This window comes from Lactococcus ileimucosae (assembly GCF_943193185.1).
GTDB classification, from domain to species: domain Bacteria; phylum Bacillota; class Bacilli; order Lactobacillales; family Streptococcaceae; genus Lactococcus; species Lactococcus ileimucosae.
In genome coordinates this window covers 100,038-121,051 of the sequence record NZ_CALPDE010000003.1, presented here as the reverse complement: position 1 = coordinate 121,051, position 21,014 = coordinate 100,038, and the positions used below count along the sequence as shown (strand labels likewise).

General features: G+C 41.2%; 17 protein-coding genes and 1 riboswitch. Of the genes, 12 read left to right on the top strand and 5 right to left on the bottom strand.

The window, feature by feature from the left end:
* Positions 1-422 precede the first annotated feature (422 nt).
* The 5 genes from bcaP to tsaD all read left to right on the top strand — a co-directional run bounded on the left by bcaP (position 423) and on the right by tsaD (position 5,104).
* Positions 423-1,823, top strand: a complete 1,401-nt coding sequence (gene bcaP, locus NFR51_RS02570; protein ID WP_202231383.1) for a branched-chain amino acid permease BcaP — start codon at positions 423-425, stop codon at positions 1,821-1,823.
* Positions 1,824-2,428: 605 nt separating this feature from the next.
* Complete coding sequence (tsaB, locus tag NFR51_RS02565; protein ID WP_251712191.1) at positions 2,429-3,139, top strand: tRNA (adenosine(37)-N6)-threonylcarbamoyltransferase complex dimerization subunit type 1 TsaB; 711 nt, start codon at positions 2,429-2,431, stop codon at positions 3,137-3,139.
* On the top strand, positions 3,123-3,659 hold the full coding sequence (rimI, locus tag NFR51_RS02560; RefSeq protein WP_251712242.1) for a ribosomal protein S18-alanine N-acetyltransferase: 537 nt from the start codon (positions 3,123-3,125) through the stop codon (positions 3,657-3,659). The genes tsaB and rimI (NFR51_RS02560) overlap by 17 nt, the downstream gene beginning before the upstream one ends.
* The gene (rimI, locus tag NFR51_RS02555; RefSeq protein ID WP_251712190.1) at positions 3,643-4,083 is read left to right on the top strand and encodes a ribosomal protein S18-alanine N-acetyltransferase; all 441 of its coding nucleotides are present in this window, start codon (positions 3,643-3,645) and stop codon (positions 4,081-4,083) included. Before rimI (NFR51_RS02560) ends, rimI (NFR51_RS02555) begins: the two co-directional genes overlap by 17 nt.
* 1 nt (position 4,084) lies before the next feature.
* Positions 4,085-5,104, top strand: coding sequence for a tRNA (adenosine(37)-N6)-threonylcarbamoyltransferase complex transferase subunit TsaD (gene tsaD / locus NFR51_RS02550; RefSeq protein WP_251712189.1), 1,020 nt, complete (start codon positions 4,085-4,087; stop codon positions 5,102-5,104).
* Positions 5,105-5,444: 340 nt separating this feature from the next.
* Here tsaD and NFR51_RS02545 read toward each other — a convergent pair whose 3' ends face one another.
* Entirely contained in the window at positions 5,445-5,921 is a 477-nt protein-coding gene (locus NFR51_RS02545) for an effector binding domain-containing protein (protein ID WP_251712188.1), read from the bottom strand.
* Positions 5,922-5,930: 9 nt separating this feature from the next.
* Positions 5,931-6,731, bottom strand: coding sequence for a hypothetical protein (locus NFR51_RS02540; RefSeq protein ID WP_251712187.1), 801 nt, complete (start codon positions 6,729-6,731; stop codon positions 5,931-5,933).
* 134 nt (positions 6,732-6,865) lie between these two features.
* Between NFR51_RS02540 and NFR51_RS02535 the strand changes: the two genes are divergently transcribed.
* From NFR51_RS02535 to NFR51_RS02525, 3 genes are all read left to right on the top strand, one after another.
* Positions 6,866-9,406, top strand: a complete 2,541-nt coding sequence (locus tag NFR51_RS02535; protein ID WP_251712186.1) for a M1 family metallopeptidase — start codon at positions 6,866-6,868, stop codon at positions 9,404-9,406.
* A gap of 163 nt (positions 9,407-9,569) precedes the next feature.
* A riboswitch (THF riboswitch) is annotated at positions 9,570-9,667 on the top strand.
* Between the two features lie 43 nt (positions 9,668-9,710).
* Positions 9,711-10,250 (top strand): folate family ECF transporter S component, encoded by a 540-nt coding sequence (locus tag NFR51_RS02530; RefSeq protein WP_251712185.1) that lies wholly within the window; start codon positions 9,711-9,713, stop codon positions 10,248-10,250.
* 468 nt (positions 10,251-10,718) lie between these two features.
* A complete protein-coding gene (locus NFR51_RS02525) occupies positions 10,719-12,389 on the top strand; it encodes a hypothetical protein (protein ID WP_251712184.1) in 1,671 nt (556 codons plus the stop codon).
* 90 nt (positions 12,390-12,479) lie between these two features.
* Here the strand turns inward: NFR51_RS02525 and NFR51_RS02520 are convergent, their stop codons facing one another.
* A complete protein-coding gene (locus tag NFR51_RS02520) occupies positions 12,480-13,745 on the bottom strand; it encodes a cation diffusion facilitator family transporter (RefSeq protein WP_251712183.1) in 1,266 nt (421 codons plus the stop codon).
* A gap of 375 nt (positions 13,746-14,120) precedes the next feature.
* Between NFR51_RS02520 and NFR51_RS02515 the strand changes: the two genes are divergently transcribed.
* Together NFR51_RS02515 and NFR51_RS02510 are read left to right on the top strand one after the other, a co-directional pair.
* Positions 14,121-15,854: an ABC transporter ATP-binding protein gene (locus tag NFR51_RS02515; RefSeq protein ID WP_251712182.1), complete on the top strand. Its 1,734-nt coding sequence runs from the start codon at positions 14,121-14,123 to the stop codon at positions 15,852-15,854.
* A 437-nt stretch (positions 15,855-16,291) separates the two neighbouring features.
* Positions 16,292-18,001, top strand: coding sequence for an ABC transporter ATP-binding protein (locus tag NFR51_RS02510; RefSeq protein ID WP_439108852.1), 1,710 nt, complete (start codon positions 16,292-16,294; stop codon positions 17,999-18,001).
* A gap of 182 nt (positions 18,002-18,183) precedes the next feature.
* On the opposite strand, the gene NFR51_RS10825 is transcribed toward NFR51_RS02510, so the two are convergent.
* Positions 18,184-18,294 carry a type I toxin-antitoxin system Fst family toxin gene (locus NFR51_RS10825; RefSeq protein WP_369127876.1) on the bottom strand — a complete coding sequence of 37 codons (111 nt, stop codon included), beginning with the start codon at positions 18,292-18,294 and terminating at the stop codon, positions 18,184-18,186.
* Positions 18,295-18,425: 131 nt separating this feature from the next.
* Entirely contained in the window at positions 18,426-19,145 is a 720-nt protein-coding gene (locus NFR51_RS02500) for a hypothetical protein (protein ID WP_251712179.1), read from the bottom strand.
* A gap of 221 nt (positions 19,146-19,366) precedes the next feature.
* Between NFR51_RS02500 and murA the strand changes: the two genes are divergently transcribed.
* Positions 19,367-20,632, top strand: a complete 1,266-nt coding sequence (murA, locus tag NFR51_RS02495; protein WP_251712178.1) for a UDP-N-acetylglucosamine 1-carboxyvinyltransferase — start codon at positions 19,367-19,369, stop codon at positions 20,630-20,632.
* Between the two features lie 47 nt (positions 20,633-20,679).
* Positions 20,680-20,895, top strand: coding sequence for a YdbC family protein (locus NFR51_RS02490; RefSeq protein ID WP_251712177.1), 216 nt, complete (start codon positions 20,680-20,682; stop codon positions 20,893-20,895).
* Positions 20,896-21,014: the final 119 nt, after the last annotated feature.

Here is a 21,014-nt window from a genome sequence, read left to right as displayed (position 1 = left end):
AGTAAATACTCGCCTTCCTTTCTTTTGTTTCTCAATGTTTCAGTTTTACAGTTACTCTCATTTTAGCATAAATTATAGATAATGAAAAGCAAAGGTTACAGAGGAAAAGTTAGAGTTAAGGGCGAGCAAAGCGGTAACGGATATGACAAAGGAAATATTATGCAATTGTTTGAACTATTCCCAAAATAATGTTAAGATTAATGATGTGAATTATCAAAATGATAGAGTCAGAAAAATTTATATTGCGAAATTATTCGATTAATACCATCATTTAAATGGTGCTGGTCATTTGTTCATACTTGTCCAGGCCTCTAGGAGTGCAGTCCAGTAGGCAAATGGAGAGCACAAAGATGAATAACATTAGCTGCCTCGTCTTCATCTTTGATGATTTGCAAAAATAAATCACTAGGAAGGAAAAAATTATGGGGTTTTCTACGAAAGCAAAATTTGAAACATACAGCCAAAAAGATAAGCGGCTGGAACAAAAACTTGGTGTCAAGGACTTTTTGGCGCTCGGTGTTGGGACAATAATTTCAACATCAATTTTTACACTGCCAGGTATTGTTGCAGCGAAGTTTGCAGGTCCAGCGGTTGTATTTTCATTCTTGCTTGCCGCTGTTGTAGCAGGTTTGGTAGCATTTGCATACGCTGAAATGTCAACAGTTATGCCATTTGCGGGATCTGCGTATTCATGGATTTCTATTTTATTTGGAGAAGGTTTTGGTTGGATTGCAGGTTGGGCTTTACTTGCAGAATATTTTATTGCGGTTGCCTTTGTAGGTTCAGGCTTTTCAGCTACTTTCCAACATTTGCTTGCAACGGCTAATATTCATTTGCCTGCAGCTTTAGCACATCCATTTGGAACAAATGGCGGAATCGTTGATATTATATCATTAGCAGTTATTTTGATTGCAGCGTTTTTCGTTTGGCGTGGTGCGAGCGATGCGGGGAGAGTTGCGCAGGTCTTGGTCGTCTTAAAAGTATTGGCTATCCTTACCTTTATTGTTGTTGGTTTAACAGTTATAAAACCACAAAACTATGTGCCATTTATTCCTAAACATGATCCAAACACAGGATTTGGTGGTGTATCAGGTATACTTGCAGGAGTATCGATGATTTTCCTTGCTTACATCGGATTTGACTCTATTGCGGCTAATTCAGCTGAGGCGAAAAATCCAAAACGCACAATGCCATTGGGAATTTTGGGATCACTCGCCATTGCCGTTGCTTTGTTTTCAGCAGTAACACTCGTTCTTGTAGGAATGCATCACTATTCAGCATATGCCGGTAATGCGGCTCCTGTATCATGGGCTCTTACAGAAGCTGGTTTCCCACTTCTTTCACAAATTGTGTCAATAGTTGCAGACACAGGAATGTTCGTTGCTCTACTTGGAATGATTCTTGCAGGCTCACGTCTGCTCTACGCGTTTGGACGTGATGGTATGCTACCACAAAGCATTGGAAAAATCGACAAACGCGAAAATCCATCTAACGCTTTATGGGTTTTAACTGCTATCTCAGTAGTTATCGGTGCCTTTTTCCCGTTCACTTTCCTCGCGCAATTAATCTCAGCAGGAACGCTGGTTGCCTTTATCTTCGTATCCGTCGGAATATTTGCACTTCGTCCGCGTGAAGGAAAAGACTTGCCTGAGGCAAGCTATAAAATGCCATTTTATCCATGGTTGCCAGCCTTAGGTGCTATTGGTTCAGTCATTGTCTTTGAAAACCTCGATGGATTGGCAAAACTCTATTGCTTTATCTGGTTACTTATTGGTTTAGTCTTGTATTCACTGTACGGTGCAAAACGCACTAAGTCTGAATAGTTACGGATAAACTAAACTTATTTGTTTGTCTGAAATGAGAAAGAAATTTCGAATTCAGTTTTGACGTTTAGGCGCATATGCAAGCACAGTGAGCTTGTCACATTTCAGCAGTTTCTAAGTTTCAAGCTGCTGATACGATGAGCGGTGCTTTCGCTATTTTAATGCTGTGCTCAGGAAGGGCTTACGGTCACCCTTTAGAAGAGGAGTAAGCACACGCACACATATGAATCAACCGTCTTAAACGGTCTCTGCAGAGCTTGTTCAGCACAAGCTCTTTTTATTTAGACTTTTTCAAATTTCAAATGAAGCTGTTGGATAATCTTGCGAAGACAAGCAGTGAAAGAATGTGTGTGCTTTGAATGTGCATTTGGGGTAAACGAAATGTCTGCATCTGCCTATTTCCTCTTGTGAAAAAAGAACAAGTGTGAATCTTTACAAATTATCAAAGAAAAAAATTTCAAGAAATATAAAAAATGTTATAATAGAAGCTATCGTATGCTTCTAGATTATAAAAAGGATTTTCAGATGTTTTCTGAGCCTAAGCATTCAGACAAAGCAGCAAACATTAGGGTATAATAGAAATAGGAAGAATGGAGAGATAACTCGTGAAAATTTTAGCTTTCGACAGTTCCAGTAAGGCACTATCTGTGGCACTTGTTGACAATGGTGTCTTATTGGGAGAAATTACTCTAAACTTAAAGAAAAATCACAGCACGACTTTGATGTCTTCCGTGGATTTCTTGATGCAGCAGGCTGCTATTGAAGCAAGTGCGCTTGATCGGATTGTTGTCGCACAAGGTCCAGGCTCTTATACAGGTTTGCGCCTGGCAGCTACTGTAGGAAAAACATTGGCTTACAGTTTAAATAAAGAACTTGTAGGTGTCTCAAGTCTCTTAGCTATCGCGAAAAGGCTGAAAACAGATAAAGCAATCGTTCCTGTGATGGACGCTCGCCGTGGCAATGCCTATGCAGCCCTCTATAAGGGAGACGAGGAAATCATTTCCGGTCAGCATTGTGCTTTTCATGAATTCTTAGAGAAATTGGATAAAAATTTGCCAATCGTATTTACAGGAGAGACGGAGAATTTTGTAGCTGATATCAAAGCGGCAGAGTTTACGAATTTTGAGATTATTGAAGACAGTTTAGAAAAATTACCCTCGGCTTATCAAATGGCACGTCTTGGAAAAAGTCTTGAACCGGTAGAAGTTCATGGCTTTGCTCCAAATTATTTGAAAAAAGTTGAAGCAGAAGAGAAATGGTTGGAGACACATGAAGAAGCTGAAAGCGCTGCTGGCGAATATGTTCAAAGGATTTGAACCACGCCGCTATCTAAATATGGATGAAGTTGAGTTAAAGTCTAATATTGATGGTGTTGAATATCGTTTAGCGGAACGTGAAGACATTGTCGAGATGCTAGCTATTGAGCGTGATGTTTATAATGGTGAAGTTCCATGGACCTTTTCGCATTTTGAGCATGAAATTGTTCAGAATGAAAATGCCTTTTTCGTGTCTGCGGGAGTTGACGGAAAACTTATTGGATTTATTGGTATTCGTCTCACAGAGCGTGGGAAGGTTGTTCACATCACTAACCTCGCTGTTTCAGTAGCCTATCAAGGGAGAGGAGTGGGAACTCATCTTGTGAACCAGATGATTCGACTGATGACCTTACTCGGTAAAAATGAGGTAACGCTTGAAGTGCGCCGTGACAATACCAAAGCCCAAGGGCTTTATCGGCGCTTAGGTTTTTCAACAGGTAAGCTGATTTCACAGTATTATGAAGATGGTGGAGATGCGGTATGGATGTCAAGGCAGTTGAAAAATGAATCTAAAAATTAAGCGACTTGATGTTCAAAAAGCCGATAGAGCAAAGTTAGCGCACAAGCTAGAAAAAATTTTGAAAGCCTGCTATGGCCGCTCGCCTTGGTCTGAAGCATATCTCAGGAAGAACTTGAAAACGGACACCTATTTTCTAGCAGAAGCTGAGGGAGAGCTGGTTGGTTTTTTGTCTGTTCAGCTTATCATGGGTGATATGGAAATCACCAATCTTGCAGTCAAACCAGAATTTCAAAGTAAAAAAATTGCCAGTGCTCTGATGGAACAAATAAAGGATTTTTCTGGGACAATTTTTTTAGAAGTTAGAGAATCGAATATACCTGCTCAAAACTTATATCAAAAATATAATTTTGAAAAGTTTCATACTCGAAAAAACTATTATTCGCATCCGACAGAAAATGCGATTTTAATGAGGAAAATACAATAAAATGAAGGATAAATATATACTCGCTTTTGAAACTTCTTGCGATGAAACATCTGTTGCTGTTTTAAAAAATGGAACAGAGCTTCTCTCTAATATCATCGCGAGTCAAGTGAATAGCCACAAACGTTTTGGTGGAGTAGTTCCGGAAGTTGCCAGCCGTCATCATGTTGAACAAATTACAGCATGTATCGATGAAGCCTTGGATGAAGCTGGCATCGTGGCCTCCGATCTTACAGCAGTAGCTGTAACAGAAGGACCTGGACTTGTTGGTGCCTTGCTCATTGGGATTATGGCGGCGAAAACTTTTGCCTGGGCTCATAAACTCCCGCTTATTCCGGTCAATCACATGGCTGGTCATCTTATGGCAGCTGCATTGGTGGATACGATTGAATATCCAGCAATGGCGCTTTTAGTCAGTGGTGGGCATACGGAGCTTGTCTATGTTGAATCTGAGGGGAACTATAAGAAAATAGGGGAAACACGAGATGATGCCGCAGGAGAAGCCTATGATAAGGTTGGACGTGTGATGGGACTGACCTACCCATCAGGAAAAGAAATTGATGAGCTCGCTCATAAAGGAAAAGATACCTATGCTTTTCCACGTGCGATGATGACCGCGGCAGATGGTCTCGAGATGTCTTTCAGCGGGCTCAAATCTGCCTTTATCAATCTTGTACATAACGCAAAGCAACAAGGAAAGGACTTAGTTGCGGATGATCTAGAAAATCTCGCAGCAAGCTTCCAAGCGGCGGTAGTAGATGTTCTCATTGAAAAAACAAAACGCGCACTTGAACAGTATCCAGCGAAGACGTTGATTGTTGGAGGAGGGGTGTCTGCAAATCAAGGTTTACGCGAACGTTTGGCTACTGATATGACAGATATTAAGGTTATCTTGCCCCCTCTTCGCCTCTGTGGCGATAATGCTGGAATGATTGCTGCTGCGGCTTCTGTTGAAATGGAAAAAGGAAATCTTGCTGATTTATCGCTCAATGCACGCCCAAGTCTTGTTTTTCGCGACATGTAAAAAGTTCGCAGTTTTTCTAAAACACCTTCTTGTTGTGGGGAGAAGTGGTTTATGCCTACAGTTGTTGTAAAAAGAGCTTGAGACAAAAATATCAAAAATGAAAAACGCTTAACCTTATGCATAAAAATGCTGTGGTTGAGCGTTTTTTGGTATACTCTGATAAAATTATTTTTTTATATGACAAGCGCATGAAAAATCACGAGAGCAAGGGAGGCTCTCACGTGTTATTTCAGTTTGAAAGGTGTGAAGCTCAGGACAAACGCCGTTAAAATGCCGAGTTGTCATAAAAATACATTTACACCCTTTCCAAAAACTTTTTGTCTTCCTTTTCTGAGGCTTTTTATTTTTTCACAACAGGAAGCCAAAATTCTCCATAATAGCTCCCATCCCCTCTCTCTTGCCGATAGGCAGCATTTGAACCGCCAAGGTAAGCATAATCAGTCATTGTTGGGAGGATGTTTCGGAAAGCTTGATGAGACAACTGTTCAAAGATGTCTTCCTTATCCGCAGTAGCAGCGATAACAATATAATCACTCTCAGGGAATTTAATCAAGCGGCTATCGTCCTTGACTGTTTTTCTGGTTTCCACCGCAAAATAGTTCCAAGCTTTTCCATGGTAATCATCATTGACGGACCATTCTCGGTCATTTTTGGCCAGTTTTTTGAGTTTGTCAAAACGCCCATCTGTTCGTAAAGTTTTTTCAAACAGTTCCTTTTCAAGCAATAAGGTGCGATAATCTTGCAGTGAAGCTTGGACTGGAAAACCGTAAGCAGATAACACAAAAGAGGGTTTGTGTTCCAAAGTATAGTCAATCATAAGTGCTCCTTAGTTGACAACAGTCAGTTCATGTATAGAGCGCCCTTCATCATCAAACATTTCCAACCAACTGTTGGTCCCTGCAAAATAAAGAAAATGTCCCACTTCATTCACAGAGCGCAAAATGATATCCTCTGTCGTTGTCCAAGTTTTAGGGTCAAATTTATCCTTGTTTTCTTCTCTAAGTGTGAATGTAAATTTTGCTGCCAAACCAAAGGTTCCATCTGCTCTTTTGGAGGCGGCATCATCAGGCAAAATCTTTGCCCCTGCAAGAAGGCGCATTTCAGTAGACTTTTGCCAGATAACAGTCCCAGATGTTCCTTCATGTTTAATGTGAAATTCAATATCAGAAATTGCCTTTTTCCAACGGTGCTGTGCCTTAGCGGAGAAAGCTTTTTTCTTCGCAAATTTAAACCCGAAAGCTTCCAAGCTAGGTAAAAATTCCGCCGCGGCTTTACTGCAGGCTTGGTAGATGTTTTTAGGAATCTTGAGCGACTCAGCTTGTGCTGCCAGTTTCATCCCTGCTTCCTGTGCCTTTTCGATCAGAAAGGCCTCTAGATAGTTGCTGTCTATATCATAAGCGTTGGGATTAAGGACAATGACTTTGTCAAACTCTAGTTTGGGCATTGACTTTTTATCCGCAGCAATCATAATAATCTGCCCTTTTTTCGTCAACAAAAATATTTCGCCCTCCTGTAGGGCAAAGCGACTATTGTGACTTTCAAAAATGCGGATGCTTGCACCAGATGCAAGCTCTAGGAGGAGTTTCCCCTTTTCATCAAGGGTTACCGAAAATCTTGTTTTTTTCATAGTTTCATTTTACCAGAAAAAATTGGTTTTTCCTCCTTTTTTGAAATGTGCAGTAAAGTTTGTTTATTTTCTCGAAATTTTCTAAACAATTTGTTATAATTGGTTAAACTAACTAAAGAAGGAAGCGAAAAACTATGGCAGTAAAACGTTTAATCGAAACATTTGTACCAGAAAATTATAAAATTTTCCTTGATATTGACCGTAAGTCTAAAACTTTCAAAGGTCAAGTAGCTATCAAAGGTGAAGCCAAAGCAGACACTGTTTATTTTCATCAAAAAGATTTGAATATTACTAAGGTTTCTGCTTTTAGTGTCGAAGCAGACTTTACTGTAGATAATGCCAATGAAGAAATCGCTGTTAAAGTCGGTCATGAAGGACAAGTCACTGTAGCTTTTGAATATGAAGGCAAGATTACAGACAATATGATGGGGATTTATCCTTCATATTATGAGGTAGACGGCGAGAAGAAAATGCTCATCGGTACGCAATTTGAATCGCACTTTGCGCGCCAAGCCTTCCCATCTATTGATGAGCCAGAGGCTAAAGCGACATTCGATCTCTCTGTTAAGTTTGATGAAGAGCCGGGTGATATTATCATTTCTAATATGCCAGAGCTTCTCAATATCGAGGGTATTCACGTTTTTGAACGTACAGTTCGTATGAGTACTTACCTTCTTGCTTTTGTCTTTGGTGAGATGCAGTATAAAAAAGGACGTACCAAGTCTGGTATTGAAGTAGGAACTTTCTCAACAAAAGCACATTCAGAAGCCGTTTTAGATTTTCCTTTAGATATCGCGATTCGTTCGATTGAATTTTACGAAGACTACTACAAAACACCGTATCCATTGCCACACAGCTGGCACGTAGCGCTCCCTGACTTCTCAGCAGGGGCTATGGAAAACTGGGGCTGTATCACTTATCGTGAGGTCTGCATGTTGGTTGACCCAGAAAATGCAACGGTTGCCAGCAAACAGTATGTAGCAACAGTCATTGCGCACGAGTTGGCTCACCAATGGTTTGGCGATTTGGTGACGATGCGTTGGTGGGATGACTTGTGGCTCAACGAATCCTTTGCCAACAACATGGAATACGTGGCGATTGATGCCATTGAACCTGACTGGAAAGTTTGGGAAAGTTTCTCAGTTAGAGAAGCTAGCCTTGCCTTAGACCGTGATGCTACAGATGGCGTTCAATCCGTTCACGTTGAGGTTAATCATCCTGACGAAATCGGTACACTTTTTGATGCTGCTATTGTCTATGCCAAGGGTTCTCGCCTGATGGTGATGCTCCGTAAATGGCTTGGAGATAAAGACTTTTCAGCAGGACTTCACAAATACTTTGAAACACACCAATATGGGAACACAGTAGGTGAAGACCTCTGGGCGGCGCTTTCAAGTACATCAGGTAAGGATGTCGGTGCATTTATGAACTCATGGGTTAATCAGCCAGGGTATCCAGTACTGACTGCGGAAGTTGTTGATGACACTCTTGTCTTAAGTCAAAAGCAATTCTTCATTGGTAAAGGTGAGGACAAAGGGCGCTTGTGGCAAATCCCATTGAATACAAATTGGAAAGGTTTGCCAGACACATTGACTACGGAAAAGGTTGAAATTCCGGGTTATGCAGCACTGAAAGCTGAAAATGCAGGTCAACCGCTTTTCTTCAATGAAGCGCATGCAGCACACTATATTATAGATTACAAAGGCGAGCTTTTGGACAATCTTTTGGCTGACCTCGCAAATCTTGAAGACATTACGAAATTCCAAATTTTACAAGACCGCAAATATCTCGCTAAAGGTGAGGTAATCAGCTATGCTGACGTGGTGAAAATTTTGCCTGCCTTCGCTAATGAAGAAAGCTATATCGTTAACCAAGCCCTCAATCAAATTTTTGCGGAATTGGATATCTTCGTTGACGATGAATCAGAGACTGAAAAATCATACAAATCCCTTGTTGGTAAGTTATTTGCGAAAAACTATGCCCGTCTAGGTTGGGAGAAAAAAGCAGGGGAATCTGCTGGCGATGAGACACTGCGCGGAACAGTACTTTCTCGTATACTTTATGCTGAAAATCCTGAAGCAGTAGCGAAAGCAAGTGAAATTTATGCAGCACACAAGGATAATGTAGCGACTATTCCTGCGGACATCCGTCCAATCATTCTGACTAACGAAATCAAAGTTACGAACTCTGCAGAACTTGTAGCTTCCTACATGGATATTTACACAAAAACCAGCTTGCAAGAGTTAAAACGTGAGTTGGCAGCAGCTGTGGCTAACATTCGTGATGAGGCTGCTATTGAAAGTCTCTTGAAGGACTTCAAGAACGCTGATGTTGTGAAACCACAAGATATTGCTTTCTCATGGTTCTATCTCCTGTCAAAAGATTTTGCTCAAGATGCTGCATGGACTTGGGAGCGTGAAAACTGGGAGTGGCTCGCTGAGAAGCTCGGTGGAGACATGAGTTATGATAAATTTGTTATCTACCCAGGAAATGTTTTCAAAACAGCTGAAAAATTTGAAGAATATAAAGCGTTCTTTGAGCCAAAATTAAGTAATCCAGGACTTAAACGTTCAATTGAGATGGCGATTAAACAAATCGATGCGCGTGTCGCATTGATTAACAATCAAAAAGTTGCCGTTGAGGCCGCAATTGCTGCTGTAGAAAAAGAACTTTAAAAAGTAAAAAGTTGCTTGAAAGTCGGATAAAATTGACTTTTGAGCACTTTTTTATTCTCGGCGGGAAACCTCTGTAAACATCTAAAATCCAATGTAAAAGAAAAGCCTTGAAATTGAGAAGTATCTGAACAAAGCTTGTGATAAGCTAGAGAAGTAAAAAATAAACAGAGTAGGGCCGATGCGTTAAGTGCTGTGAAATGGGATGTCGTTCACAGACGAAACTTGATTTTTCAAGTGCGGTAGAGGCTTGCATCCGCTGATTCTCATATAATCAGTTACTCACCAAATCCTTGGGAGGTACTATATGAAAAAGTTTACTGTGAAGCTGTCACTTATACAGCTTGTTTTCTTGGCGATTTTGTTGGCATTGTCCATCATTTTACGCTCTTTTACTCTTGGGAGTAGTCTTTGGAAGTTATCACCGGGGTTTGTGGCTGATGGCTTGATTGGCTTCTTTGTTGGTCCTTTATGGGCGGGAGTAGCCCTAGGACTAGGCGATATCTTAGGTGTGCTTTTTCGAGGGAGTATCTCTTCACCGGGTATGACTATAACACCTGTCATTGTCGGTGTTATTTATGGTTGGGCTTTTTACAACAAGGAGTTCAGCATAACGCGAAGTAAAGACTGGCTTTATATTTTAGCTGTTGTGAGTGTAACAATGCTGCTCCAAACAGTGCTGCTCAATACTTTCTGGCTTTCGCTCATGTATCAGACACCTTTTAAGGTTTTGCTGGCTACACGTGTTCCTTTACTGGTGCAGATACCCATAAGAACAGTTATCTTCATGATGGTATTTGATAATATTCAACGTTTACCGCAGATTATGAGACGTCTAAAAACATAAAAAGATGAAAAGTGCTTACCTAATGCATAAGAATGTTGCAGGTAAGTACTTTTTGTTTTTTTTCATTTTGTCTGACATTAGAATAGCCCCCCTGCTTTGGCTTGGCATCATTTTTTTCTTTGTCATCGGATACTTTTTTAAATATCATTTTGAAATTGATAAGAAAAAGATTACAATAACATTATATAATATGTATATTGTGTTACTTAGTGTGCACAATATACTTGACGAGGAAAAAGCCATGCTCTATAATCAGACAGCACAGCACAGCACAGCACAGCACAGCACAGCACAGCACAGCACAGCACAGCACATAAACACGCGGTAGATTATCGTTCTTTTTCGCATGCACCAAAACGTTCCGGATGACTGGGACGTTTTTTGCCGTGTACTGCTGGTCCTGTGCCTGAAAGTACTCCTGTTCAACATCACTTCTAACCGAAAAAACTAAAAAAGAGGAAAAATAAAATGCACGTAAAAAACAAGAAAAAACTGGGAATTGCTCTGGTTCTATTCACACTCCTTCTATTGATTGCAGGAACATTTGCTTTCACTGCCTTTAACCAGCGCGCCATTAACGACCGTTTAAGAGATAATCTGGGCGAAGTGGGCGGTCGCGTTCACGACTACTACAACCGAGATACGGAAAACAAGGATGTCTTTGTCGAAAATTATGGGGAGGAACCTATCATGGCTCGGATTCGTCTGTCTGAGTTTATGGAAATTCGAGGAAGAGGAGAAACAGAGTTCACCCCTGTAGTGCCTAATACTGAGCGGGATGCAATTGAAACTTGGACCACCTACATTCCAGAAGGAAACACGCTCACTACTCGTGTGGGGGACTCTGCTGTCTTTAACCAATACAGTAACTTGACATTTGGTTGGACCCGTCAAGGAGAACATGCGCCTTGGTACTTGCCAACCTTCAACCATGTGGAGAACGACCTGATGACAGCCGCAGCAGGTCATGCCCGGGACTATATCGCTGGAACTGGCGCCACAGACGGCAGTACAGATGGGGCCACTCATCCAGGGACAGGTGAGGATGCCTACTGGCAAGAAGGAGAGAGCTATACAAATGGTCAGGGTCCAACAAGTACAGTCTGGCCCGGTGCCCTTGAGGGCGTTGAACATACAACAGCACAAAACTTGCCGCAAGACCGTGCCCCACTGACACTCCAGCAATGGGCAGCCTTACCAAATGAGCATAAAATCGGTGACTTCTGGGTAATCGACCATGAGACAGGCTGGGCTTACTGGGCCAGCCAACTGCAGGAGGGAGAAACCAGTTCTTACCTGCTTGATGCAGCGGTGATGACAGAGGCAGCACATGATATTCGTGGTTCTTATTATTATGCTATCCATGTGGACAGCCAGTTGATCACGCCGGAGCAAGAGTTTTACGATGAGCCAGAAAGTGGAGATGTAGAACGTCTGCTTCGTGGTATTCGTAATAATGCAGTGGATGATGAAAGTGAGAATGGGGGCGGGCTGCCTACAGAAAATCCCTACTACAATGAAGATTCTCCTGTAAGTGCTTTTAACTTTAGTCTGATGAGTCCTGGGCGTATTTTTACAATGGCAGGGGAACAGTACCGTTATCTTGAAAATATGGATAATGGACATCATTTAATTATTCTCAATGATACTCTTCGAAATCCAGGTTTCACTTTTGGTGAACAAAGAGGTATAATGTCACGGTGGTTTAATAACGATCTCCATGAAGATGTTCGTAAGATTGTATCTCCCATGTCCATACCAAGGGTAGGAATGGTGACATTTAACGATGTTACTTTTGAAGGACCACAGTCTGGTCAAAATTTACACTGGATACCAAACAATTTAACAGGTGAGGTTGCAGCGGATATAACTAAAGTTGATCCTAATGGTGAACCTAGGGCTTTTCCTTTATCATTAGCTGATATAACACGTTTATCCGGATATGGTCGCGGATTTCCTACTGCTAGTGAACGGGGGAGTATAGCCATGAGGCCATGGGGACTTCGTACCCACGGGGAGCCATTTGTTTTTGGCTATCCAATGGGATATTGGGTTGTAGATACTCCAGGGAGACTTGCAGTTCACCAAGGTTCACCTGGGTGGTTAGGTATTCGCCCTGCCCTCATCATCCATCAGTAACAGAACATCAACAACCCTATATATAAAAAGTACAATTTCTTCACAGAGATTGTACTTTTTATACAATATTTCAGCCTGTTACCGAGACTATTAAGAACTTGTTTTAGTGTCTTCATGAGTGGGAAGAACGTCAGAAGTTTCCTCAACTTTTTCTGTTAACTGACGGTAAATACAACGCCAGTATTCATTTCTTCGCCAGACACTTGATACAGTATAGCTCTTTTGGTTTTCCAGATAATGGTAGGTGAGGATGAAAGTTTTCTTGCTGACTTGCTCTGCCTGATAGTTTCTAATCGCTAAGCTTTCTTTTGGCGTTGCGTTAGCGATGAAGCTTTCTGCTTGGATAATTTCACCGTTTTTGGTGATAGCTTTAAACTGTGGGGCTAGCAGCTGGTTAAGATTTTGACCATTGAGGAGCATTTCTTCCTTTGGGAGAAGTTCCAAAGCACGTGAAGCAAAGTGTTCTTCTTCAGGTAGAGCAGCGGGCTCGACGTGGACATCAACATCATAAACATCAAAACCAGCCATGAGCATACGTTCTATTTTTTCAGTAGCAGCATGGCTCTCATAGACAGAGAGGTCACGGGACATCTCAACGACAACATCCAGAAAGATATTGCTGCCGTAGGTGCGCCCACGAATCATTTTAACAGATTTGACCTTGTCAATCAGCTCAATAGCTTCCCTATAATCTTCTAAAAGATTATCGTCAAAACCATCAGAGAGTGAAAAGACACTGTCTCGGAAAATATCATAAGCAGTTTTGAGAATGAAGCCGCAAATGATTAAAGCCATGATGCGGTCTAACCAAATCCAATGCATGGCAGCTGCAATGATAGCAACAGTTGTACCCAGAGAAGTCAGCGCATCGCTCAGGTTATCTTTGCTAGAGGCTTCAAGTGCTTTTGATTGTGTTTTCTTAGCTAAACGGTTAGAGTAGAAATAAACGGAAATCATGACGAGAGCAGAAAATAGTGCGATTATAGCACCAATTGGATTAATTTCTGCTGAACTTCCTTCTATAAAATTGACGATGGTTTGCCGAAGGACTTCAAAACCGATAAGGAACATGATGAAGCTGGAGATAAGACTGGAAATAGACTCAACTTTCCAATGCCCATAGGCATGGTCATTATCAGAAGGGATGCGCGCAATGCGTAGACCGATAACGATGGCGATGTTGCCTAGAATATCAGTGACATTATTGAAACCATTGGCCAAAAGTGAAGCAGAGTGAGTGAATTGTGCGACTCCAAGTTGTAAGAGGGAAAGAAAGATATAGGCGCCTATACTGACCCACACGCCACGTTCGGCAAGTTTAAGGCTGTGAGAGCGTGAAATTTTACCGTTGTTCATAACACAATTATATCAGAAAAGCGGCTTGCCTGCTTTTCAGCAATACATTTGTGACGATAAAATTCAAAAAGGCTTGACGTTTCCTCTCTAAGAGAGTTGAACAGAAAGAAACAAAGGCTTACGGTGTTCCCTTTCCCAGAACGAAAAGATTAAAAGAAGGATACTGCCCTTTAACTAAGGCATCACAAATCATTGACACTTCTTTTGAAAAGCGCTAGAATATAATTGTTAGTTTATGTAAGACATAAACTAAACAAAAGATTAACAGTGTTAGTTATTTGTATTGAAAAATAAATGTTTAAATGTTATAATTTTTCAGCTAACGTATTTATTTTTGTCATTGTTGACAAGAAAATGAAAGGAAATTTTTTATTTATGGTAATGAAAGCCATTGGCAAGTACAAATTTCTTGTCTTCGCTGCCCTTGCTACCATGCTTCTTCAAGTTGGTGCCGCTCTTTGGCAACCGCAATACATGAAGAACATTCTAAGCGTCATGGCAGAGTCTATCTCAATATCAGATAAGGTCGATAAAATTAATCATTACGGCGTGTCTCTTTTACTTATTGCTGTAGTAGGATTGATTGGTTCTATCCTTAATACAGTTACTGCAGCAAAGATTGCACAGTCAGTATCCGCAGATATCCGTGAAGAAACTTTCCGTAAGATTCAAACTTTCTCTTATGAAAATATTGAGAAGTTTAATGCTGGAAATCTGGTTGTACGCATGACAAACGACATCAACCAAGTGCAGACACTTTTGATGATGACTTTCCAAGTTTTGATCCGGGTGCCCTTGCTCTTTGTCGGAGCTTTTGTCTTGTCCATTATCACCATGCCAGAACTTTGGTGGATTATCGTTGTCATGGTTGTACTCATCGTAATAGTAACCATGCTGTCAATGAAGTCAATGGGGCCTCACTTCATGGTTTTCCAAAAACTGATGGACCGCATTAACGGGATTGCTAAAGAAAACCTGCGTGGCGCACGTGTTGTTAAGTCCTTCGTTCAGGAAAAAGACCAAATCCAAAAATTTGATGAAACCTCTGATGAACTTCTGGACCACAATATGGCTGTAGGCTATACTTTTGCTGCCATGATTCCAGCCTTTACAATCATCTCTCAATTGGCTGTCTTTGGAGCGATTCTTTTGGTCTCTACCTATGTTACTCGTGATTTAAATACAGCTGCTAGCACGCTTGGTGGTATCATGTCCTTTATCCAGTATATGATGCAAATCATGATGGCTATTATCATGGGAGGAATGATGTCCATGTTTGCATCGCGTGGTTTTGTTTCGATTGGACGTATCAAAGAAGTGCTCGAAACCGAACCTGCGATGGTCTTCGAAGATGTTCCGGATGAGGAGCTTGATGGCTCTGTCAAGTTTGAACATGTCTCCTTCTCTTATCCTAATGATGAACAGCCAACACTGAAAGATATAAGTTTTGAAATAAAACCCGGTCAAATGGTGGGGATTGTCGGAGCTACAGGTTCTGGTAAATCAACCTTGGCTCAGCTTATTCCTCGTCTTTTTGATCCAACAGAAGGTACAGTAAGTGTCGGGGGCAAAGACCTGCGGCATGTTTCCAAGACGACCCTGAAAAACACGATTTCGATTGTCTTGCAAAAAGCTATCCTCTTCTCGGGCACAATTTCAGGAAATCTGAAACAGGGCAAGGCAGATGCCACAGCAGAGCAAATGAGCCGTGCAGCAGAAATTGCTCAAGCAGCAGAATTTATCGAAAAACTTCCTGAACACTATGAATCACAGGTTGAAGAACGTGGAAATAACTTCTCTGGTGGTCAAAAGCAAAGAATGTCTATTACACGGGGAATCATCAAGGATCCTAAAGTTCTTATCTTGGATGACTCAACATCAGCGCTTGATGCCAAGTCAGAAAAGTTGGTGCAAGAAGCTTTAAGTAAAGACTTGAAAGATACAACAACAATTATTATCGCCCAAAAGATTTCTTCTGTTGTTCATGCAGACAATATCCTCGTTCTTGACGAGGGTAAACTCGTGGCGCAAGGGACACACACAGAGCTTGTTGAGAACTCTGCGGTTTACCGTGAAATCTACGATACACAGAAAGCAAAGGAGGACTAAGTTTTCATTGTTCTTCAAACCATTTATTGAAAACAAGAAAATGAAAAAAGATTATGAATGATACATCTCGTGCATTGAAGTTCTTCTATCTCTACTTCAAAAAATATAAATTACAGTTCCTCGTGATTGCGATATTTATCATTGCAGCTACCTATCTGCAAGTTAAAGCACCCGTACTTCTTGGGGATTCTATCACACACCTTTCTACCTATGTGGGGGATTATTTTAGTCATCAACATGCTGATGAAGCGGTCAAAGGTTTGCAACAAATCGCGGCTAGCTCGAGTCAGGCTCAAGAGGCGCTGCAGCAGATCGCTAGTCAAATGTCTCAGGCCGCAGGTCATGTGGTTGATTGGCATAGCCTAACATCTGCTAATGTTCCTGCAGCGGTAACGTCAAATCTGCCGGCTGGAACGACTATTGACAGTTTACAAGCTCTGGCTAAAATTCCAACAGACTGGCACCAATTGACAGATGCCAATGTACCAGAAGTTATCCGTGCAACGCTCAATGGGCAGTCTATTGCTGACTTGATGAAAGTGGCTACCTCACAAGCGCCAAGTAAGGCTGACTTTATGAATTTGATGTGGATGCTCTTGGCCTTTTACTTGATGACAGGTGTGGCTCAGCTCATCTATAGCTTGCTCTTTACACGTATCGTTGCACACTCCACAAACCGTATGCGTAAAGGTCTCTTTGGTAAGTTGGAGCGCCTTACAATTTCTTACTTTGATCGCCATGCTGATGGTGATATTCTCGCCCGCTTCACTTCGGACTTGGATAATATTCAAAACACATTGAATCAAGCGGCGGTCAATGTAACGACCAACTTTGCCCTCTTCATCGGGATTTTGTATATGATTTTTGATCAAAATGTCAAGATGGCTTTGGTTACAATATCGACGACACCTGTCGCTATCCTCTGTGCAGTGATTATCATTATCCAAGCTAAAAAGTACACAGACAAGCAGCAAAAAGAAGTCGGCGAACTTAATGCTTATATGGATGAAAAAATTTCTGGGCAAAAAGCGATTATCGTTGAAGGGCTTCAAGCAGATGCGATTGCAGGTTTTGAAGTCCGTAATGATAAAGTGCGTAAAACAACCTTTGCGGCGCAAGCTTGGTCCGGTATGATTTTCCCACTGATGAATGGCTTCTCACTCTTGACTTTGGCCTTGGTTATCTTTGCAGGAGCGAATATCCTGCTTAATGATGCTTCATTATCAACAGCAGCAGCCTTTGGTTTACTTGCAACTTTCATCCAATACGCGCAACAGTATTACAACCCCATCATGCAAATTTCATCCTCGTTCGGTCAGTTGCAGCTTGCAGTAACTGGTGCAACACGTCTGAATGTCATGTTTGATGAAAAAGAAGAAGTCCGTCCTGAAAATGGAAAAATATTTGAAGGTATTTCTGAAGGGGTTCACATTGAAAATATTGACTTCAGTTATCTTCCAGAAAAACCAGTCCTTAAAAATGTAAATATCAATGTTGAAAAAGGTCAAATGGTTGCCTTGGTTGGCCCGACAGGTTCAGGAAAAACAACCGTCATGAACCTGATGAATCGTTTCTATGATGTGGACAAGGGCGGAATCAAGTTTGATGATACAGATATTCGTGAGTTTGACTTAGATTCCTTACGTTCTAAAGTTGGTATTGTTCTACAAGAGTCTGTACTTTTCTCTGGTACAATTGCGGATAATATCAAGTTTGGGAAGAAGGATGCTACGATGGATGAGGTCATCACAGTAGCTAAAACAACACATATTCATGAGTTTATTGAGAGCTTACCAGATGGCTATGACACGATGGTAGACGATGAGGACAACGTCTTCTCTGTGGGGCAAAAGCAACAAATTTCAATCGCGCGAACTATTTTGACAAATCCAGAATTGCTGATTCTGGATGAGGCGACCTCTAATGTTGATACAGTAACGGAAGAGCAAATTCAGTGGGCGATGGAAGCAGCCATCGCTGGGCGTACCTCTTTTGTTATCGCACACCGTTTGAAAACAATTCTTAATGCAGATAAGATTGTTGTTCTTAAAGATGGTGAGGTCATCGAAGAAGGAAACCACAATGAACTTGTAAATCTCGGCGGCTTTTATTCTGAGCTTTATCATAACCAGTTTGTCTTTGAATAAAATTAAGAATAGCCTTTATATATAAAGGCCACAGCGACATAACTCGACTCTAAAAACTGCTTAGTGGGCGAGTTGAGATTTAACTTTTGGACAAATACTCTAAATGTGTTATGATGAATCCAACGAAATTTGACACGCAAAAACGCTCGTATTCCCGTACGAGCGTTTTTGTTATGCGTGGCTCACATCCAATAAATCTGGCGCTTATCTTTATGGTTAAGCCAACAAGTAAAGATAGCAATGATACAGCTTGATATAACCGAGCCTAAAAGTGTAATAGCGAAATTTGACACTTCAGGTCCTCCTTTCTGCTAGATTATCCAGAAGGACAAAATTTATTATAAAATTAAAAGCTTCTAGAGTAAGTAAGGGGGATATTTTAATGTTTTTAGAATCTTTATTGTAAGAATGACGAAGACCTAGATTATGATATTTGTTCAAAAACAGCAACAATATCAACAGCACCAACGCCGGGCGGGATAATGGGTTGGTCCTTGCTGACAGGATTATCCTCAACTTGCCAACCAATGAACTGGTAGTAAGGCAACTTGGCTTTGGCTTGGGAAATATAGCCTTGTTCGATGCTCCTCATCCCTTCAGGATGCGTCCAATCTAGAGATTCATTCCAGATTGTTCTTGCACTATAGCGAATAGGATATTTGATAGGTGTCCATTGTGCGTGAAAATCGTAGATTTGTCCCAGAGGTTCAAAGTTAGGATTCTCCTGTGGTTTCCATAGAAAGCTTGGGTTATAGACTCTCGTACGGTGGATAACAGAACTTGAACCAGCGTAAAGTTGAGCCTGTTCTTGTGATTGAGGAGTGGCAAGTACATTGTGACGGTTGCGGACCTTCGCCCAACCTTCAAACGTGTAGCCTTGAAGCTTCAACGTTTTGTTTTTGAGAGAATAACTTTGACTTTTTGGGAGGAGCTCCGAACTCATGCCAATCCATTTGCCCTCGGAGTTGAAAATCTTATGATAGTTTTGGTAGTCTGCCTCATTGAGAAGAGGCAGTGGAGAGAGTTTTGCTCTTTCAAGATGGTGGAGCATGTCCTTGTTAATATTAAAAAAATAATTTGCCTTAAAAAAGTTGGATTTCTTTTTATTTGGGATGAAGGAAGTTTTGAGTGAAAAATTCATCATTTATCCCTTTCTTTGATTTAGTCTTTAAAGTTATATTATCATTTTTTTCTAATGATATACAATAATATGACATGATTTTAGAGGCAGACACCCTGTGCGGATGTATGCGAAGGAAAAAGAACACTTTTTTATCTATCCAAAAGAAAGGAAAAATGGTAGAATAGAGGGTACATGTATTTCATGTCTCAAATAAAACAATAAGTGATAGAGTAAATAATTTTATGAAAAAGATAGTAATCAATGGTGGTCGAAGTATTTCGGGGAGAGTGACAATTTCTGGAGCTAAAAATAGTGTTGTCGCCCTTATTCCGGCAACTATTTTGGCCAATGATGTTGTAACTCTTGAAGGTGTTCCTGATATTTCTGATGTTGCGAGTCTGGTAGAGATTATGGAGATTATGGGGGCGAAAATTCAGCGCGACATTGAAGCTGGGATTTTGACCATCGATACACGCCATGTTGTTTCTAAGCCTCTGCCCTACGGTAAGATAAACTCCTTACGTGCTTCTTATTATTTTAACGGTGCCTTGCTTGGACGTTTTGGGAAAGCAACCGTTGGTTTACCGGGAGGCTGTGATCTTGGACCACGTCCGATGGATTTGCACATTAAAGCTTTTGAAGCTTTAGGAGCAGAGCTGTCTTATCTTGAAAACGCAATGCACCTTGAAGCCAAAGAAGAAAAATTACATGGCACAACTGTCTATATGGATATGGTGTCTGTAGGAGCGACAATCAATACCATGCTTGCGGCAAGTACAGCAGAAGGTGTTACGATTATTGAAAATGCTGCGCGTGAACCAGAAATTATTGATGTGGCTACTTTGCTGAATAATATGGGTGCTAAAGTTCGGGGGGCTGGTACAGATGTTATTCGTATCACGGGGAAGGCAGACATGCATGGTGCACGTCATACAGTGATTCCTGATCGTATCGAGGCAGGGACTTATCTGGCCTTAGCTGCAGCTGTCGGTGAGGGTGTTATTGTTGATAACGTGATTTATGAGCATTTAGAATCCTTCATTGCTAAACTGGAAGAAATGGGTGTGCGGATGACGATTCGTGAAGACTCTATCGAAGTTCATCGCTCTGAAAACTTGAAAGCTGTTAATATAAAGACAGTACCTTATCCAGGATTTGCGACAGATTTACAGCAACCCATTACGCCACTTTTGCTCAAAGCGAAAGGTCGTGGATGGATTATGGATACAATCTATGAAAAACGTGTCAATCATGTGCCAGAAATGGCACGTATGGGTGCTGCTATTTCAACTGTCGATGATCGAATCGTTTACGAAGCGCCGAGTACACTTAAGGGTGCGCGTGTGCGTGCAACGGACTTACGTGCGGGAGCTGGATTGGTCTTGGCAGGTATTATTGCAGAAGGTACAACGACAATCGAAAATATCGAATTTATCCTGCGAGGCTATGACAGTATCATTGAAAAGATGACAGCTCTCGGCGTGGATATTAAACTAATCGAAGATTAAGCGTGAACAGTTTGTTACTTTTACGTATTAATTTACAGGAGGTAAATATGGCTGATTTAAAATTTGAGATTGAGGAACATCTTATTACACTGTCTGAGAATGCTAAAGGTTGGACAAAAGAGCTTAACCGCGTTTCTTGGAATGGTATGGAAGCAAAGTATGACCTCCGTCAATGGTCACCTGATCATAAAAAGATGGGTAAAGGTGTTACTTTGACGGATGAAGAGTTTGCCGTACTTTTAAAAGAACTTGGCAACAAATAAAAGACAGTCAACTGTTAATAACATAGAGTCAAGAAGCTCCAGTCGGGACTTCTTTTCTCATGCTTTCCTTGGTTCAGAAGAGAGAAACAAGCAAGCTCCAAGCCAAAGTAAACAGCCCT